The following is an 18197-nucleotide window of genomic DNA, read 5'->3' on the forward strand; positions in this document are numbered from 1 at the left end:
GGACCGTCGTCGCCTGTGCGGCGGCGGACCCTTTCGTTGAATGCAGGGCGCAATGACGAGCGAAACACGCGCAAGAGCACTGGCCGACCGGTTGATCGCGCTTATAGACGAAGTGCTGAACGCCCAGGTGAATGCCATTCTGCATCATCCCGGCTTCCAGGCCATGGAAGCGCGGTGGCGCGGGCTTGCCCTGCTCGTGGAGGAAGCCGGCAAGAGCTACGATGTTCGCATCAAGATTTTCCCGTGCGGCTGGGTTGAACTTGCGCGCAGCATGGAACGCTCCACAGACTTCGATCAAAGCGCCCTGTTCGAGCTGGTCTATAGCCGCGAATTCGGTATGGCGGGCGGCGAGCCGTTCGGTTTGCTCCTCGGCGATTACCTGCTTTCGCCCCTCGATGAAGGCTCGGCCGACACGGTGAGCACGCTGGCGCAACTCGGCATGATCGCGGCAGCGGGTTTTTGCCCCTTCATTGCTGGTGCAGCACCGGAAGCGCTCGGACTTTCCCGGTTTTCCGAACTTGACCGCGTGCAGGATTTTTCATGGCTCGGGCGCGATCCGGCCCGAGCGCGCTGGAATTCGCTCCGTCAGCGCGAGGATTCACGCTTCCTCGGCCTTGTGGCGCCGCGTGTGCTCGTTCGCCCGCCTTATAAGCCTTTCGCGCGCGCGCGCAGCGACGGCTTTCCATTTCGGGAGAAGGTGGCGGCTGATGGAAGCACGCTTTTATGGGCGAATGGCGCGTTCGCCTTCGCAGCGGTGATCATCCGCAATTTCATCCAGTCCGGGTGGTTTGCCGATATTCGTGGCGTAACCCAGAACGAGATCGATGGCGGCATGCTCTCGCCTGACCAGCTTGCTCCCTACGACCCCGGCACGGAAAGCGAAAGCCTATCGGCGCAGGTTCCGGTGGAGGCGCGCATGAACGGGTGGCAGGAGCAGCAATTGAGCGATCTCGGCATAGTGCCGATCGCAACCAGCTACATGTCGGCCAACGGGATATTCAATTCGAACCAGTCGCTGCACGCGCCGCAACATTATTCCACCGAAGCGGCGCGGCAGAACGCGCGACTTGCCGCAATGCTGCAATATGTGCTCTGCGCCTCACGCTTCTCGCATTATCTCAAGGTGATCATGCGCGAGGAAATCGGCACGCTGCGCGATGCCGAGACGATCCAGCGCCGCCTCGAAACCTGGCTCGGCGACTACACGGTCGGCAATGAAGATGCGCAATTGTCGCTGCGCGCGCGCTACCCGCTGCGCTCCGCGGGTGTCGATGTGCACGAGATTCCCGGCAAGCCCGGCGTCTTTTCCTGTATGGTCCACCTACAGCCGCACTTCCAGCTCGACGACGTTTCCACGAGCTTCCATCTGATCGCCGAGGCGCAAACACCCTCGCTGCGAGAGCCTTCGGCTGCGCCAACCACCCAGAGGATTTCAGCATGAAACTGTCCAGCGACATAGCCGCCGCCCTTTCGGAGGACCGACTTTCCGATGCGCTCACGATGGCAAAGGAGCATGTCATGACAAAGCCGGCCGATACGGAAGCGCGGCATTTCTACATCGACCTGCTGATGCTTTCCGGCGAATATGAGAAGGCGGATGCACAATGCAACATAGCCGTGACCTTTTCGCCTGGCGATACGATGGGCTTTGCCTTCCTGCGCAACCAGTTGCGTGGCATTGCCGCTCGCAACGCCTGGTTCGAGACAGGTGCGATGCCGCAGTTCCCGCACGGGCCGGATGCGGTCGACCAGGCTGCATTGAAGCTCAATCTGGCGCATCGCGAGGGCGAGGCCGGGGCTGCCCTTCAAGCACTGGAAGAAGCACGCGGCACCCAACCTATGCTCTGGAACGGCAAGGCGCTCGATGATCTGCGCGATCTCGACGACCGCACGCCACACATTCTGGAAATCATCACGACCGGGGGCGCCTATCTCTGGATCGGTCTTGCACAGATCACCTCGGTCAGGCTCGAGCCTATCGCGCGGCCTCGCGATTTCGCCTTTCGTCGAGGGCAGGTTGCAATGCATGACGGTGCAAGCGCCGATGTCCTGATCCCCGCGATTTACCCTGGTACCGCTGGCAATGCCGCCCTGCTGCTCGGCCGCGAGACGGACTGGATAGATGAAAAGAGCGGCATCGTGACGGGTCGCGGCCAGCGATCCTTTCTGGCAGGCGACGAGATAGCCTCGTTCCACGATCTGACCCTGCTCGAAGCTGTCGAGGTCGCCCATGGCTGATCACCCGCTTGAACGCTACCGCGCCAAGGATCGCATCCTTGCCCGCTCACTGCTTGACCGGTTACTCGACGACGCGCCGGATCAGGCTCAGGACCAGCCGCTGACGATCCCGCAACAAGTGCGCGAAATGCGTGAGGCGCTGCGCCGCGACCTTGAAGCATTGCTCAACACGCGCCGCAATCCCGTTGGCGCACCGACCGAACTGACAGAACTGCGCGACGCGCTCGTCAATTACGGCGTGGACGGTCTGGTTTCGGTCAATCTCGCCACAGACCAGGCGAAGCTGCAGCTTGCGCACGCGATCGAGCGGCGCATCGCCCTATTCGAACCGCGTTTGCAGGATGTCAGCGTGACGATACTCAAGCGCAATGCCCATGAACGTGCCCTGCGGATGCGCATAGAAGGCACGTTTCGCCTGTGGGATGACATGCCGCCGATCAGCTTCGAATCGACCATTGACCCATCAAACCAGCGCATTTCGGTGGAGGCACAGAATGGCTGACGGCTTTCTGTCCCGCTATAATGAAGAACTCGCCGGACTGCGCCGCCGGGCTGCGCGATTTGCGGAAAAATTTCCCAAGATTGCCGGGCGCCTGCGGCTGAACGGCGAAGTCGCGGATGATCCGCATGTCGAGCGGTTGATACAGAGCTTTGCCTATTCCGCGGCGCGCGTGCGCCAGAAGCTGGACGACGAATTTCCCGAGCTCACGGACAGCCTGCTGGAAACGCTCTACCCGCATTATCTGGCACCGCTGCCATCGATGAGCGTGGTGCAGTTCACGCCCAGCGCCACGCTGGCAGGGATCCAGAAAATTGCCCGCCATACGGAGATTCTCGCCGAACCGGTGAATGGCGAAGCCTGTCGTTTTCGCACCACGCAGGATGTGGAGATTGCGCCAGTCGAGATCGTGTCCGCAGCCCTTTCCGGTCAGCCGATCAACGCCCCGCTCTCGCCGCAAACGGGTGCTGCGGGCTGCCTGCGACTGTCGATCCGTCCGCTCGATCCGCGCAAGACGTTTTCCGAACTGAAGATTTCGAAGCTGCGTCTGCATATCGGATCGAACTGGCCGCAGGCCATCGCGCTGCATACTCTGCTCTGCAATCATACGCTCGGAATCGGTCTTGCGAAGCACAGTGATGATCCGGACGCCATCTTTCTCCCAGCCTCCAGCCTGAAGCCTGCCGGCTTTGCCGAAGAGGAAACCATGCTGCCCTACCCGGCCAGCAGTTTCGCCGGCTATCGACTACTTACAGAATTTTTCGCCTTGCCGCAAAAATTCCTCTTCATCGACATTGAAGGGCTGGATCGCCATGGCGACGACAATCTGGAGATCTTCGTCTATCTTTCCGAGAGCGATCCCAAACTGGAACGCGCCGTTTCCGCACGCGATTTCGTTCTGCACGCAGCCCCGGTCATCAACCTGTTTGAGCAGGCCTGCGAGCCGCTGGTGCTTGACGGAACGCGCACTGAATACCGCCTTCTACCGGATGCACGCCGCCAGAAGACACGCGAAATCCATGCGGTCCAGCGCGTTGTGCTATCCGGCCACGAGCGACCGGAAGAAGTGAGCCAACCTTTCTTCGGGCGGACGCAGCGGGCGGGAAGCTATAGTTCCGTTTTCTGGCAATTGTCGCGCCGTTTCGACCCGTCGGACGGCACGAGCGACATCGACATCGCTTTCATCGATCGCGGACGCACGCCAGCCAGCGCCCTACAGGCGGTGGCGAGCATCGACGCGCTGTGCATGAATCGCGATCTGCCCGAAAAGCTGCCCTTTGGCGGCGGCCATCCGCATTTGAAACTGGCCTCCGGCAATGAATCTGTCGCAAATGTCAAGGCGCTGATGGCGCCGACACCCTCGGTGCGCATGAACGATCCGGACGGACGGCACTGGCGACTGATGTCGCATCTCAATCTCAACCACCTGTCGCTGTTTGACAATGACGGTGCGGCGCTGAAGGACATGCTTTCGCTCTATGCCTTTCGCGACATGCCGGAAACGCGACAACTGGTGGAGGCGATCATTCGCGTGGATGCGAAAAGCTCGACGGCGCGGCTTGCCCATGGGGGCATGGTTTCAGGGACCGACGTCCGGCTGGAGTTCGATCCCGCAGCCATCGACCGCGCATCCGCCTATCTTTTCGCCAGCGTGCTCGACCGCTTCTTTGCGCTCTATGCCTCGATCAACAGCTTTACCCGCCTGACCGCGACGCTGAAAGGACATTCGCGCCCGATCGCAAGCTGGCCGGCGCGCGCCGCAATGAGGCCGTTGCTATGAGGCGGAAGCAGATGGTGACGCTTGCACCTGTACGAGAGCACAGCGATCTTGCCAAGCTCCTCGAGACGGAACCGGAGTGCTTCGAACCCACCACTGCGTTCCGGGTAGCACAGGCCAGTGCCACCATGCTGGATGCCGGAACCCATGCGGGCGTGACGCCGGCAGCTCTGCCCGTCAGCGGCTTTTCCCGTGACGCGGACGGCACGGCGCGCCTGCGCAGCACTTTTGCAGGCGTGAACGGCGTCAACGGTTCTCTGCCGCCCGCCTATGACGCGCTCGTGATGCGCGAGGAGCGTAATCGCGCGCATGGGCTTTCCGCCTTTCTCGACATGTTCAGTGCCCGCATGGCCGAGCTTTTCGTCGATGCCTCGGAGAAATACAGGCTGGCGCGATGCATGCGCTGGTCCGCCGCGCGAAATGTGCAGAACGGCTTCGTGACAACGCTTCTGGCATTGTGCGGCTTTGGCACGCGCAATCTGCGGGATCGCACGAAGATCGAAGAAGATACGCTGCTGCGTTTTTCCGGCTTCTTTGCCAATCGCACCCGCAACTCCGCCGCCCTTGCTGCAATGCTGCGCGAGGTGAGCGGCCTGCCGGTCGGGATAGAGCTGTTTCGCAGCCGCTGGCTGGATATTCCAGTCCATGAACAGAGCCAGATAGCGAAGGGCGGTGCTGTGCAACTCGGGATCAATGCGACGGCTGGGGCGATGGTGCACGATTTCGCTGGTAGTTTCAGGGTGATCATCGGCCCGCTCCGCTACGCAGACTATCTATCGCTAGGGCCCGGCAGCCACAATGTCGAGGCGCTGTTTGCGCTGACGCGGCTCTTCGTCGGGACAGGCTTCGATTTCGACATCGAAATCGTGCTGCGCAAGGAGGACGTGCCTTTCTGCCAATTGGGCGGTACGGGCGATCCGCCCCGTCTTGGCTGGAACAGCTGGGCACGCAGCGAACCGGCGTTAGAGGACAGCCGCGATGCGATCCTGCGCGAACCGCCCCTGACGACGAGGGAGGTGGTCCATGCGACTTGAGCTTCGCCAGACTGCGGGACCGGCGCTTGCAGGCACAGCACGCTTTTCCATGCAACGCGGACGGGTGACCATGGGCCGCGCCTATGATTGCAATTGGATGGTGGAAGACGAAACCCGCACCATCTCCAAGCAACATTGCCGCATCGAGCGAGACCGCGATGGCTATATCCTTTTCGACATGAGCGCCAACGGTACGCGGGTGGATGGCGAACTCCTGCTGGAAGGCCAGAGCAGGCGGCTGAACGACGGATCACAGGTGCAGCTCGGCGCCTATGCCTTCGAGGCAGCGATCAACGGCGCCAATGAGCATGACCGGGATGAAGCGCGAGAGGATGTTGCCCCGAGCGGCGAAACGCTGACGATTTCGGCCATTCTTTCCGATGTCAGCCCCGGCGGCAGCACAACGGGCATTCTCGCGCCCGGCTCCGACGATTGGGCGCTACCGGTGGCCCAGCCGATTAGGGGAACTCCTTCGTCGCGAAATGTCGACATCGGCTGGAGCGGGCCGCCCCAGACAGACGGCAGCGGTTTCCTGCCGGACGACTGGAACCGCGACCTCGACATGGGGAACCGGCTTGAACATGCATCCGCCATGCATGTCTCCGTGCCGATCACCCGTTCCAAACCAAAAGCCGCCGAAAAGGCAGCCACGGCAGACAAGGCCTTCAACGCGATTTTCGAGGAACAACCGAAGGAGGTGGCGCCGCGCGCGCCCGCCGATGACCAGACGCTCCCGTCTCTCCTGCTACGTCAGGAGACGGTTCTGGCGCGTCTCTCCAGCGACCTTGGTCTGCGCTTCGAGCCAGCAATGACGGGACAGGTTTCGGATCGGATGACGCGGATTGCGGTCGTGCAGGAAGAGATCGCCAGGCGCATCGAGGAGATGATGGCGCTTAGCAACAAGATGCTGGAGCCACGCGTGATCGAGGCGCGGGTGGATGCGCGCAAGCGCCTGCTGCCCTGGCAGAGAAACGGCGCTTACTGGGCAGAATACAAGGAACAGTTCGAGCGCCACGGGCAAGCTGCCAGCGTGCATGAGACATTGGTTTCCGCTGTTGCCGCAGCCTTGGCTGGCAACGGCGGAAAAAAGACAGGCGAGGAAGAATGAGAAGCGAAAATCGCGTTGCCTGGAGAGAGGGCATGTTCCTTCGCGTACAGCATTTTCAGCAGTCGGACCGCTGGACGGAGCGGCTGGTACGCAGCGCGACACGCGCGCTTTCGCCCTATCCCTGGGGCGTAGCCGAAACAAGCATCGACCGCGGTGCACTGGCTATCGGCCAGTTCGCGCTGTCGACGTTGCGCGGCATCCTGCCGGACGGCACGCCGTTCGAAGCTCCCATCGACACCGACCTGCCCGCCCCGCTCGAGCTCGACGAAACGGTGCGCAATGCCATCATCTATCTGGCCTTGCCGGTTCGGCAACCCGGAAAGGCGGACATGACTATGAAACCGACGAGTGCCGGTCCTAACGGGTCGGCCCGCTCGGTTCGCATCGTTGCAAGTCCCTACGAAGCCCCAGACGCCAATATTGACACGGATTTCATGGCGCCGATCGATGTGGGCCGCCTCAACCTGCGCTATCTCAAGACCGGCGACGAGCTTGCCGGCTACGAACTCATCGGCGTTGCACGGGTGCTGGAAGTACGCTCCGACCGGGCAGTCATCCTCGATGCCGACTATCTGGCGCCTTCGCTCAATTGCGCCGCAGAGCCGCGTTTGAAGGAGCTGGTAACCGAGTTGCTGGGGATTGTGCGCCACCGCGCTGAAGCAATTGCCGAGCGTATCGGCGACCCGACCATCCGGGGGACGGCGGAAGTGGGAGACTATCTCCTGCTGCAAATCCTAAATCGCACTGACCCGCTCCTGGCACATATTCTTTCCAATGCGACACGCCTGCACCCGATCATGCTCTATGAGGAATGCATTCAGCTGGCTGGAGAACTTGCGACGTTTACGACCGACAAGAAGCGCGCCAGCGACTTTCCACCCTATCGCCATGATGATCTGAAGGCGACCTTTGCAGCCGTATTCGACGATCTGCGCGCCTCGCTTTCCGCCGTTCTGGAACAGGCGGCGGTTGCCATCGAGCTTTCGGAGCGCCGCCACGGCGTACGGGTCGGCACGATCCACGACCGCACACTCATCAAGGATGCAGGCTTCGTGCTGGCAATCCGCGCCGACATGCCCTCGGAAGAAGTGCGCCGCAAGCTGCCCGCGCAGATCAAGGTCGGTCCGGTAGAGCGCATTGCCGAGCTGGTCAATGTGGCGCTGCCGGGGATCCCTGTGCAGCCGCTGCCGGTCCTGCCGCGCCAGTTACCCTATCGCTCCGGCACGATCTATTTCGAACTCGACACGAAATCTCCCCTTTGGAAGCAGCTCGAGACGTCCGGAGCGGTCGCCCTGCATCTCTCCGGCGAGTTTCCGGGTCTTGAGATGGAATTGTGGGCGATCCGCGAATGACCAGGGACAACGGCGCAGAAGCACCGCAATGGCAGGACCTGCCAACCGTCGTCGAACTAACAGAGGAAGGTCAGCGCAAGGCGCTTTCCGCCCAGCGCATGGCCGAAATGCTGGATGATATTGTCGAGCCGGAAGCCACAGCCCAGACCGGCCAGGGAGGCTGGTCCGTTGAAAGGATGATGCGCGACTTTCGCTTCGGCGGCGATGAAATGCCGATAATCGTGCGCTCCGCCGCACCCCTGCTCAATCTGGCGCACGGGCTACGCCAGACCGACGCGCAGCCGGATATCGAGGAGTTGCGCGGTATCAGCTTCGATGCCGTCCGCCGCTACGAGCGCGATTTGGCGGCAGCACGCATCAGCCCGGAACGGGCGCGGGCAGCGCATTACGTGGTTTGCGCAACGGTTGACGACGTGATCCTGAGCAAGGCCTGGGGCGTGCGGGCGGGCTGGGCGCGTTCCGGCCTTGTCTCAACCTTTCATATGGATGTGACCGGCGGCGACCGCGTGTTCGACCTGCTCGACCATTTTCACCAGAACCCCGGTGCCAGCAAGGACCTGTTGCTCCTCATCTACCTCTGCCTTTCGCTCGCCTTTGAGGGGCGCACACGCGTTTCGCCGCGCGGCCCACTGGAACTGGAACATATTCGCGGCGGGCTTTATCGCTCGTTGATGGGACAGTATGGCGATTTCGAACGTGAACTCTCGCCGCACTGGCGGGGTGTGTCGGCCAGGCATACGCCCTTGAAGACGGCGACCGGGCTATGGACCCTGCTCGCCGGGCTGATGCTGGCACTGGCACTCGGCTACATGTTCTTCACTCTGTCGCTCAATCGCGTCTCGGACGGCACCTTCCAGCAACTGGCGGGACTGCCGCCGCGCGACACGCCATCCATTCGGTTTACCGAGCGCGCCGAATCCGCGCAGCCGCCACCGGTGGTTTATACTCCGCCCGAGCGCAAGCAGATCGTACAGTCGACTGAGCTGCAAAATCTCATCGGCTTCCTGCAACCGGAAGTGGATCGCAAGCTAGTGACGCTATCCGATGCCGATGGAAGGCTGCGCATCCGCATCAGCAATTCCGGGCTGTTCGCAACAGGCAGCGCCGAAGTGAGCGATGAATTCCGCGGGCTGCTGGAACGAATCGGCGGAGCACTCGCCAGCGAAAAATTCCGGGCTGTCGTGGTCGGCTATACCGATAACGTGCCGATTCGTACCGTTCAGTTTCCGTCGAACTGGCATCTTTCGGAGGCGCGCGCCAAATCGGTAGGCGAAATTCTGACGGCCTATACGGGATCGGAAGCCATCCTGACGGAAGGTCGCGCCGATTCCGATCCGCTGGCGACCAACGATACCTCTGAAGGGCGCGAAACCAACAGGCGCACTGAAATTCTCGTTCTGACCAATCCCACCGAACAACTCGAAGCACACGGCATATTTGCCGATCCGCCTCGCCTGGATGCCAGTGGTCCGGCCGCCGGCAACGGAGGTAATGCACCGTGATGAACCCGCTCAGCAGTTTCTACGTCATCCGCAGCCATGTCGAATCCTATGCGAGCCTGATCGGTTATCGCTTCCTGTCACTGTTCTGGATTGTCGCGCTCGGGATCGTCATCTGGTTCTACGGCTCCATGCTGGCGCTGGGCGATTGGCGTCCGCTCACGGCTGTATTCAACCGGATCGTCGCGATCGGCATCCTCATTCTTGGCTGGGTGCTGTGGACGATCATTTCACTGGTTCGTGCCCGTCGGCGTGACGATGCGCTTGTGGAAGGGATCGAGCAGAATGCCGCCGCCGAAGCTGCCGCTGGCCATAACGCGGAAGTGGAGGAGATCCATGGACGACTGAAGGAAGCAATGTCGCTTCTCAAACGCATCGCCAAGAAACGGTTCGGCTATGTCTACGAGTTGCCCTGGTACGTGGTCTTCGGCGCCCCGGGTTCAGGCAAGACAACGGCGCTGACCAATTCCGGCCTGAAATTTCCGCTTGGCGACGCGCTCGGGCAGGCCTCCGTTGAGGGCATGGGCGGTACACGCAATTGCAATTGGTGGTTTGCCGAGGAGGCGATTCTCATCGACACCGCCGGGCGTTACACGACACAAGACGACCTGAACGGCACTTCCAGGGCCGGGTGGGAAGGTTTTCTCTCGCTACTCAAGAAATATCGCAAGTCGCAGCCGATCAACGGCGTGATCGTGACGCTCTCGATCGGCGACCTGATGAAGCGCGACGAGCAGGTGCAACTCGAAGAGGTGCGTGCTGTTCGCCAGCGTCTTTCGGAGCTGGATGATTATCTGGGCGCGCGCGTTCCGGTCTATCTCATGCTCACCAAAGCCGATCTGATGACGGGTTTCGTCGAATTCTTTGACGGGCTGAGCAAGAGCGACCGAGATCAGGTCTGGGGCATGACCTTCGGGTTGGAAGAGAGCTACGGGGCGAAATTTCTTCCAGAACGCTTCATGGAAGAGTTTACGCTGCTGCAGGAGCGTATCGGCGCCATGCTGCTTGAGCGCATGCAGCAAGAGCCCGATGCAGCCAAGCGCGGGCGTATCTTCCGTCTACCTGCGGAGCTTGCCTCGCTGAAGGAGCGCTTGCACGAGGTGATGGGCGAACTTTGCGCCTCTTCCAGGCTGGTGGAAGCACCGCTCCTGCGTGGCGTCTACTTCGCCTCAGGTACGCAAAGCGACGTCGCAACCATCGAGACTTCCGGCTCGCTGTCACGCTTGCGCCGCAGCTATTTCATTGAGCGACTGTTTAAAGGGGTGATCTTCGAGGAAGCTTCGCTCATCACCCGCGACAAGCGCCTGTCGCGCCGGCAACGGATGCTGCGCCGAGGCGCCTATGCGTTAGCCGGGTTTGCCTTCGCCTTCATACTCGCGGGCTGGTTCACGGCCTATTTCCAGAACAGCCGCGCCCTTGCGCAGGCACAGGACAGGATCGCCGCATATGATCAGCAGATCCAGGGAATTGCGGTACGCGACGTTTCGGATGCCGATTTCCTGCGCGTGCTGCCCGCCCTCGATTCGCTACGCAACGTGACGGCTGGCTTCCAGAACGACGGAGACTGGATGCCTCGCTTCGGCCTGGATCAGGGCGAAAAGATTGCCGGCCGTCAGCGAGAAGCTTATCAGCGCGCGCTCAATGCCCTTCTTCTGCCACGCGTGCTGGTGCAGTTGCAGGGTGACATCGAGCACGAGCGCGATGCCGAAACGCCCGACGTAGCGCGGACCTTCAACACGCTGAAGCTCTATGGCATGCTGGGGGGGCTTGGTCCTGTCGATCGCGATTTCGTTGCCGTTCAGGCGCAGGACATGTTCGAGCGCCTGTTTCCAGGCGAAGGGCGGCGTGCCGCACGCAACGCGCTGGTGGCGCATGTGGAAGCCCTGGCGCGCGGGGCGATGGTTCCGATTACACTCGACACGACGCTTATCGCCGAGGCACGCGCAATCATTGCCGACCAATCTCTGGGAAACCGCGCCTTCGATATTCTGGTTAATCTGCGCGATTCCCGCGCCTTGGGTCCATGGAATGCCGCCGACGCGTCCGGACCGCTGGGCGAACAGGTTTTCGCGCGAAAATCCGGCGCGACGCTGCGCGAATCCATTCCCGGCATCTACACAGGAACAGGGTATCGCGCCGTCGTGCTGCCACGCGTGAGCGATGCGGCACGGCAGGCCCTCGCGGAAGAATGGGTGCGCGGCTGGCAAGCTAATCCGGCCGGGTCGAGCGTCGAGACGATTACGCAAGCCGCATTGCAACTCTATTTCGACCAGTTTGCGCAGCGTTGGAATGCACTGCTCGCGGATATCGTCACGCGTCCATCGCAGACGCTGGGCGATGCGACCGAAACCTTGCGCGTGCTTTCCAGCGACCCCGGCCCTGTAGAAACGATTGCCAAGGCAATCGCCGCGGCCACCGATCTTGGTGCGCAATCGGGAATGCGCCTTGCCTCGACGGGTGACAATGCAGATGCAATCGCCAGCGCCTCCAGTTCAGCGCTGGTTACGGCGGCAAATGCGCCCGATCCATACGGCCCGCTGCGCGAGGCGCTCGAGGTAGCGCAGAATGCGCAAGGCCCGGACAGCGAACAGCCACGGTCGCGGATCGGCAGCCTGCGCCCGATTCTGCAGAAGCTCTACGGCCAATTGTCCCGCGCCTCGACTTCCTCCGGCGACGTGGCGCAGATGTTCGACGTCGACAGCCAGCTGACCAATGCCAACCAGGATCTGATACAGGAAGCCCGGACCCTGCCGGCGCCGGTCGATCAGTGGATGGCCAGCGTTTCTGCCGATATAGGCGGACTCGCCGTGAAAACGGCGCGTGGCCGGATCGGTAATATCTGGGCGGCAAGCGGCGCAAATCTGTGCGGCAATATCGTCAGCGGCCGCTATCCGTTCGATCGGGAGTCGAGCCGGGACGTTGCGATGGCTGATTTCGTGCGGCTGTTCGGCCCGAGCGGGCTGTTTCAGAGCTTCTTCAAGGACCGCCTGGAGCCTTTCGTCGACAAGAGCGAAAGCCCCTGGGGCTGGCGCGGCACATTTGGTGGCGAAAGCATTCCCAGCCCGGCACTGGCGCAGTTTGAAAATGCCGACAGGATCCACCGCGCCTTCTTCCCCGCCGGGAGCGAGCAACCGGCGGTGTCGATCAATGTCAGAACGGTATCGCTTGCCCGCACCAATGCGGCGATGCTGAGCATCCAGGATGAATCCATCGTGCAATTTGCCGACCGTCCAGTCTCGAAATCCTTCAGATGGCCGGCGCAAGGCCGGAAAAATCAGTCCTATATCGCATTTCAGCCAAGCGGAATTGCGGGCGCCACAACGACATCCGGCGACTGGTCACCGTTCCGGCTGTTCGATCGCGCGAATATCCAGATGCAGGGCGACGACGTTTTCCTCGCTAGTTTCGACAAAGGTGCGCAGCGCGCCACGTTCGAAGTTCAGTTCGGCTCGGTGCTCAATCCGTTCCGCCTTCCTGCACTGACGGAGTTTCGCTGTCCGACGCAGTTTTGATGAGGCCAAAGAGAATGAGCGGGCGCATGAACATAAGCCAGAAGGCGATACAGGCAAACCGGATCGGCTTCTTCGGCAAGGTACCTGCACATGGCGATTTTATCGCTTCCGGTTTCGAACGTGCAACAGAGAGCGGCCTCGATGCATGGGTGCGCGGCGGCTTGCAGGCGCTGCGAGATCAAGACGAGGCGGGGTGGAGGCATTCCTTCGCGCACGGTTCCACCTGGCGCTTCGTTGCTGAGCGCGGGGCCTTCGGTCCATCCGTGCTGGCGGGCGTCATCCTGCCCAGCCGCGACCGCGTGGAACGCTGCTATCCCCTGGTGATCGCTACGCAGATGCACGGCTTTGACCAGCATCCGAGCGTGCTTTGCCACGATGATGAGTGGTTCGAACTACTGACACGCCTGGGCCGCGACACCAGCGCGGAGCGCTTCGCCGTTGCCGCCTTCTCGCAGAGCCTGAAGGCCCTGCGCACGCCTTCAGCACGCAGCGGCAAGGCAAACACGGCTTTCAGGCCGGGCGATGGCAGGGCGACGACGCTCTGGTGGCGCTATGACCCACAAGCGGAAGCCACTGTCGGCTTTCGCACATGTGGCGCGCCCACCGCCACCGATTTTGCAAGACTGTTCGAGCCCAATGACGCATTGATCGCCAATGTCCCCGAGGACGTTTCGGCCATCGCGACAGGCGTCGAGGTCGAATGAACGAAGATAAAATCGCCCGGCATTTCAGGGCATTGACCAATGCATTGCACGAATCCGCCCCGGACGTGCGCGACAGGGTTCGCGATGCGCTCGACCGGCAGCTAGCGGCACCAGGTTTGGCGACCGCATTCATTGCGAACAGTTTCAGCACCGAAGCAACATTGCACGCGGGCGGGCGATATCTCGTCCAGCGCCTTCGTCACCGCGATCTGGCGACCGCGCACGTGATGAAGACGGTGCAGCTTTCCTGCCGCGATGACGGCATCAGCGCGGCATTGCTGTTGCGCGAGGCGGAGATGGCGATGCGCGTGCAAAATCCCTATGTCGTTCCGATTCAAACAGTTCTTCGACTGGATGATGGTCGCCCTGCCATGATCATGCCGGATCGCGGCTTGCCACTGGCAACTGCCCTGCCCTCACTCAAGATGACGTCCGGCTTTCTCCGGTGCTTTGCAGCCGCGCTGCTGGAAGGTCTGGCTGGCATTCATGCACAGGGCATCGTGCATTGTGACATAGCTCCCGACAATCTCCTGCTACGGAACGGCGATCCCGCAAACCTTGGCATTTGCGATTTCGGCATCGCGCTGGATGCCGGAGAGCGCCATGCCGATCACAATCTGGCGCGGGCGGGACGTGCCTCTTATGCCGCCCCTGAACAGTTACGCGGCGAGGCGCTGGACGCGCGCGCCGACCTTCATGCCGCCGGCAAGGTGATCGAGCGGCTTCTGCCAGGCGTAACCGACAAGGGTATGCAGGATCTATGCGAGAGCCTGACACAGGAACGCCGCGAGGAAAGGTTGGCGACGGCTTCCGAGGCTCTGAGACATCTTGGACGTCTCCCTTCTCCCTAGTTGCCCGCCCCAGGAGGCGGCGCGGCGGCCGTTTCGGCCCCCTTCTGAAAGACTGTGACGATCTTGGCGGCATCCACGAGACCGGCATTGCTTGCATAGAGAATGTCGCCATCCTGAATATGGAATTGCTGCATCAAGAGGAAATTCGAAACGTCGCGCAGGTTGACGCGATAGATGATCGGCTTCACCGTGATGAAGGGCGCATCCGGGCTCTTGCCTGCGGAAGCCGCAGCCGCACTGTTTGCGACCTTCTCGTTGCGCAGCACGTAGAAATCGCGCGGATTGGCGCGGCTGTCGAGGAGGCCGCCGGCCCGTGCGAGCGCCTGTGCAAGGGTGAGCTTGCCCGGCTCGAACTCGAATTCGCCTACATTCTTGAAGGCACCGAAGGCGGTAAAGCTCGGATTATCGCCATCGACGATAATCTGATCACCTGCGGACAGGACAATGTTTTGGGCACTTTCTCTGAGAATGCGCGACAGGGGAGCTGTGGCCCGGCTCTTGTCGCGGATGACCGTGACATTGGCCGTTTCGACGCTCGCACCGCCAGCCAGAGCCAGAGCATCCAGCACGCGTTCGCGCTTCGCCGTCAGGGGAAAGAGGCCGGGCGCCTTTACGCCGCCGGAAACATTGATGCCATTCGACGGCTTGTCCACCACGGTAACGACGGCCTGAGGATTAACGGCCTGACCTTTCAGACCGTTGACGATCTGCGTCGAAAGCGCGTCGGCTGTAGAGTCCAGCACATGTTGGCGGCCGACGAAAGGCATGATCACATAGCCTGATTGATCCACCGTGAAGCGGCCGAGATTCAGGGTCTTGCTGTCGGTCGAAGAGAACACGGCTTCCTCGCCAGTATCGAATATCGTGACTTCGATCGTATCGCCTCGCTTCAGGCGCGTATCGGCGCGGGTAACCGAGCGCAAGGTGACAAGCCCCTTGTCGGCCGGGGCATAGGCCGTGACATGCGGCCCCATCGGCGCATCGGCCAGCTCAACAACCGGTATCTTCTCATGCGTATGCGGAAGTCTGCCGTTCTTGACCGCCGACGCCTTCGGTCCATCCGCCGACATCGCACATGCGCTGAGCAACGCGACAAAGACGACCGGTAAAAACTTCCGCATCCTGTGTCCCTCAAACCATCACTAAAGATGCCTCAATAAGAGATGATTCGCACATAGCAATATTATACAATGATATTTATACATAATCAGAAATCATACTATATTAATTTTTTAAGAAATTTAACTAAGTGAAGTATTTTACATTTTAAACACATAATAATTTATATTATTCAATAATTATATAAATTCCAGCCATCTAAAATGAATTTTGCTGGAGATGAAATTTATACGCCTTTCACGCATGCAATCCTTGCAAAGCTTGCGCAGTATCCAATGCCTAACATATTCTGAAATAAGAAAGAGCCGCCTGTGCGGCGACCCTTCTTCTTCATGGTTCGGCCAGCTCATACGTCAGATTTTGCCCGCGATCTTAAGCGCGAAAGCATAATTCAGCGCGATTTCCTCGAGCCTCGAGAAACGACCGGACGCACCGGCATGGCCCGCATCCATATTGATCCGGAACAGGACCGGGTTGCCGCTGGTCGAATATTGGCGCAACTTCGCCACCCATTTGGCGGGTTCCCAATATGTGACGCGAGGATCGGTGAGGCCAGCAACTGCAAGGACCGGCGGATAGGGCTTTGCGCCGACATTATCATAAGGCGAGTAAGCGGCGATGGTTGCGTAATCTTCCGCAGAGTCGATCGGATTTCCCCATTCCGGCCATTCCGGCGGCGTGAGCGGCAATGTGTCGTCGAGCATGGTGGTCAGCACGTCGACGAAAGGCACTTCGGCGATGATCCCGGCGAAATCCTGCGGCGCCATATTTGCGACTGCGCCCATCAGCATCCCCCCGGCAGAACCGCCCTGGGCCACAATGCGATCATGCGCTGTGATATTTTCTGCCGCCAGATGACGCGCAGCGGCGATGAAATCGTGGAAGGTGTTCTGCTTCTTCTGGCGCTTGCCTTCATCATACCAGGCGTAACCCTTGTCCTTGCCGCCGCGGATATGGGCGATGGCATAGACGAAGCCGCGATCAACCAGCGAAAGACAGTTGGTGTTGAATGAGGCAGGGATCGCAATGCCGTAGGAGCCGTAGCCATAGAGCAGGCAGGGCGCGGAACCGTCGAGCGGCGTCTCCTTGTGATAAAGCACCGAAACCGGCACCAGCTCGCCATCATACGACTTCGCCATCAGGCGGCGGGTGATATAGTTCTCCGCATCGTGACCGGACGGCACTTCCTGCGTCTTGAGCAATGCACGTTCACGCGTGCGCATATTATAATCGAACTGCTGTGCCGGCGTGGTCATGGAGGAATAGGTGAACCGGATCGTATCCGTATCATATTCGTAAGAGCCGGATAGCCCCAGGCTATAAGCTTCCTCGTCGAAGGCGATCGCATGTTCTTCACCGGAAGCGCGGTCACGGATGACGATGCGCGGCAAGCCCTCGGCGCGCTCAAGCCGCACGAGATAATCCCTGAAGCTCATAATGGAGAGGATCAGGCGGCCCGGCTGATGAGCGACGAGTTCGCTCCAGTTGGAGCGGCCCGGCGCATTGACAGGTGCCGTCATGATCTTGAAATCGCGCGCGCCATCGGCATTGGTCAGCACGAAGAAGACGTCTCCGCCTTCCTCCAGCTCATACTGAACATCTTCCTCGCGCGGTTCGACAATCTTCGGCTCACCATAGGGATCGTCAGCCGAAAGAAGACGCGTCTCGGTAGTTTCGTGGTCATGAATATCGATGAAAACCCACTTGCCGTCGCGGCTGTCCGAAACGGACATAAAGAAGCCAGGATCCGCTTCCTCGTAGACAAGCTTATCATCTGCCTCCGGCGTGCCAAGCTTGTGATAGAAAATCCTGGACGGGCGATGATTTGAGTCGAGACGTGTATAGAAGAAACCTTCGTTCTTCTGGTCCCAAACGCCACCTCCACCAGTATTTGCAATCGTATCCGGCAGATCGGTTCCGCTTTTCAGATCACGCACCTTAAGCGTGAAGAATTCCGAGCCCTTATCGTCATAGGCCCAGACAAGCCGCGCATGATCTGAACCATGATCGACGCCACCAAGACGAAAATATGGTTTTCCGGCAGCCTCCCTGTCGCCGTCGAGGATGACTTCCTCGCGTCCCTCGGCGTCGAGGCGGAAATAGCGAGGCTGTTCGCCGCCGAGCACGAAGGCGGTGCCGTAGGCGTAGGGGCCATCGCGCATAGGCACGGATGAGTCATCTTCCTTGATACGCCCCTTCATCTCCGCAAAGAGCTTCTTACGCAACTCCTCCGTGTCTGCCATCAGCGCAGCCTGATAGCTGTTTTCCGCCTCCAGATGGCTGCGAATTGCGGGATCCAGCACGGACGGGTTCTGAAAAACTTCCTGCCAATTCTCGGCCCGCAACCAAGCATAGTCGTCCGTTCGGGTGATGCCGTGGCGGGTGTCGGAAACAGGGTGTTTTGCGGTGTGAGGTGCGGGGAGAGACGGAAATAAAGCAGCGTTTTTCATCAGGATGCAATCTCTTGAAATGACTGGCTGGAACGTAGGTGCCGAGCGGCAGCG

Annotated in this window: 13 protein-coding genes; 11 read left to right on the forward strand and 2 right to left on the reverse strand. The window is 60.6% G+C overall.

The window, feature by feature from the left end; all coding sequences use genetic code 11:
• Nucleotides 1–52: 52 nt before the first annotated feature.
• The 11 genes from tssC to IE151_RS07745 are packed head-to-tail and all read left to right on the forward strand — an operon-like array spanning nt 53 to nt 14574.
• On the forward strand, nt 53–1441 hold the full coding sequence (tssC, locus tag IE151_RS07695) for a type VI secretion system contractile sheath large subunit (protein ID WP_189489406.1): 1389 nt from the start codon (nt 53–55) through the stop codon (nt 1439–1441).
• On the forward strand, nt 1438–2238 hold the full coding sequence (locus IE151_RS07700) for a type VI secretion system accessory protein TagJ (protein ID WP_189489407.1): 801 nt from the start codon (nt 1438–1440) through the stop codon (nt 2236–2238). Before tssC ends, IE151_RS07700 begins: the two co-directional genes overlap by 4 nt.
• Complete coding sequence (tssE, locus tag IE151_RS07705; protein WP_189489408.1) at nt 2231–2740, forward strand: type VI secretion system baseplate subunit TssE; 510 nt, start codon at nt 2231–2233, stop codon at nt 2738–2740. The genes IE151_RS07700 and tssE overlap by 8 nt, the downstream gene beginning before the upstream one ends.
• Complete coding sequence (tssF, locus tag IE151_RS07710) at nt 2733–4517, forward strand: type VI secretion system baseplate subunit TssF (protein WP_189489409.1); 1785 nt, start codon at nt 2733–2735, stop codon at nt 4515–4517. The genes tssE and tssF overlap by 8 nt, the downstream gene beginning before the upstream one ends.
• Nucleotides 4514–5548, forward strand: a complete 1035-nt coding sequence (gene tssG / locus IE151_RS07715) for a type VI secretion system baseplate subunit TssG (protein ID WP_244636656.1) — start codon at nt 4514–4516, stop codon at nt 5546–5548. The genes tssF and tssG overlap by 4 nt, the downstream gene beginning before the upstream one ends.
• Nucleotides 5538–6656 carry an FHA domain-containing protein gene (locus IE151_RS07720; RefSeq protein ID WP_189489410.1) on the forward strand — a complete coding sequence of 373 codons (1119 nt, stop codon included), beginning with the start codon at nt 5538–5540 and terminating at the stop codon, nt 6654–6656. The genes tssG and IE151_RS07720 overlap by 11 nt, the downstream gene beginning before the upstream one ends.
• Entirely contained in the window at nt 6653–8008 is a 1356-nt protein-coding gene (tssK, locus tag IE151_RS07725; RefSeq protein WP_189489411.1) for a type VI secretion system baseplate subunit TssK, read from the forward strand. Before IE151_RS07720 ends, tssK begins: the two co-directional genes overlap by 4 nt.
• Entirely contained in the window at nt 8005–9510 is a 1506-nt protein-coding gene (gene tssL / locus IE151_RS07730; protein WP_189489412.1) for a type VI secretion system protein TssL, long form, read from the forward strand. Before tssK ends, tssL begins: the two co-directional genes overlap by 4 nt.
• Nucleotides 9510–13019 carry a type VI secretion system membrane subunit TssM gene (tssM, locus tag IE151_RS07735; protein WP_189489492.1) on the forward strand — a complete coding sequence of 1170 codons (3510 nt, stop codon included), beginning with the start codon at nt 9510–9512 and terminating at the stop codon, nt 13017–13019. Before tssL ends, tssM begins: the two co-directional genes overlap by 1 nt.
• A 26-nt stretch (nt 13020–13045) precedes the next feature.
• On the forward strand, nt 13046–13723 hold the full coding sequence (gene tagF, locus IE151_RS07740) for a type VI secretion system-associated protein TagF (RefSeq protein WP_189489413.1): 678 nt from the start codon (nt 13046–13048) through the stop codon (nt 13721–13723).
• On the forward strand, nt 13720–14574 hold the full coding sequence (locus IE151_RS07745; protein WP_189489414.1) for a protein kinase domain-containing protein: 855 nt from the start codon (nt 13720–13722) through the stop codon (nt 14572–14574). The genes tagF and IE151_RS07745 overlap by 4 nt, the downstream gene beginning before the upstream one ends.
• Here the strand turns inward: IE151_RS07745 and IE151_RS07750 are convergent.
• The gene (locus IE151_RS07750; protein ID WP_189489415.1) at nt 14571–15695 is read right to left on the reverse strand and encodes a polysaccharide biosynthesis/export family protein; all 1125 of its coding nucleotides are present in this window, start codon (nt 15693–15695) and stop codon (nt 14571–14573) included. The two genes, IE151_RS07745 and IE151_RS07750, sit on opposite strands and share 4 nt — an antisense overlap.
• 351 nt (nt 15696–16046) lie before the next feature.
• Nucleotides 16047–18143 (reverse strand): S9 family peptidase, encoded by a 2097-nt coding sequence (locus tag IE151_RS07755; protein WP_189489416.1) that lies wholly within the window; start codon nt 18141–18143, stop codon nt 16047–16049.
• Nucleotides 18144–18197 lie beyond the last annotated feature (54 nt).

Source organism: Limoniibacter endophyticus (assembly GCF_014652835.1).
GTDB lineage: Bacteria > Pseudomonadota > Alphaproteobacteria > Rhizobiales > Rhizobiaceae > Limoniibacter > Limoniibacter endophyticus.

Excerpts from the sequence above, each read along its gene's own strand:
- tssC (WP_189489406.1), top strand. The coding sequence starts at position 53 with ATGACGAGCGAAACACGCGCAAGAGCACTGGCCGACCGGTTGATCGCG.
- IE151_RS07700 (WP_189489407.1), top strand. The coding sequence starts at position 1,438 with ATGAAACTGTCCAGCGACATAGCCGCCGCCCTTTCGGAGGACCGACTT.
- tssE (WP_189489408.1), top strand. The coding sequence starts at position 2,231 with ATGGCTGATCACCCGCTTGAACGCTACCGCGCCAAGGATCGCATCCTT.
- tssF (WP_189489409.1), top strand. The coding sequence starts at position 2,733 with ATGGCTGACGGCTTTCTGTCCCGCTATAATGAAGAACTCGCCGGACTG.
- tssG (WP_244636656.1), top strand. The coding sequence starts at position 4,514 with ATGAGGCGGAAGCAGATGGTGACGCTTGCACCTGTACGAGAGCACAGC.
- IE151_RS07720 (WP_189489410.1), top strand. The coding sequence starts at position 5,538 with ATGCGACTTGAGCTTCGCCAGACTGCGGGACCGGCGCTTGCAGGCACA.
- tssK (WP_189489411.1), top strand. The coding sequence starts at position 6,653 with ATGAGAAGCGAAAATCGCGTTGCCTGGAGAGAGGGCATGTTCCTTCGC.
- tssL (WP_189489412.1), top strand. The coding sequence starts at position 8,005 with ATGACCAGGGACAACGGCGCAGAAGCACCGCAATGGCAGGACCTGCCA.
- tssM (WP_189489492.1), top strand. The coding sequence starts at position 9,510 with ATGAACCCGCTCAGCAGTTTCTACGTCATCCGCAGCCATGTCGAATCC.
- tagF (WP_189489413.1), top strand. The coding sequence starts at position 13,046 with ATGAACATAAGCCAGAAGGCGATACAGGCAAACCGGATCGGCTTCTTC.
- IE151_RS07745 (WP_189489414.1), top strand. The coding sequence starts at position 13,720 with ATGAACGAAGATAAAATCGCCCGGCATTTCAGGGCATTGACCAATGCA.
- IE151_RS07750 (WP_189489415.1), bottom strand. The coding sequence starts at position 15,695 with ATGCGGAAGTTTTTACCGGTCGTCTTTGTCGCGTTGCTCAGCGCATGT.
- IE151_RS07755 (WP_189489416.1), bottom strand. The coding sequence starts at position 18,143 with ATGAAAAACGCTGCTTTATTTCCGTCTCTCCCCGCACCTCACACCGCA.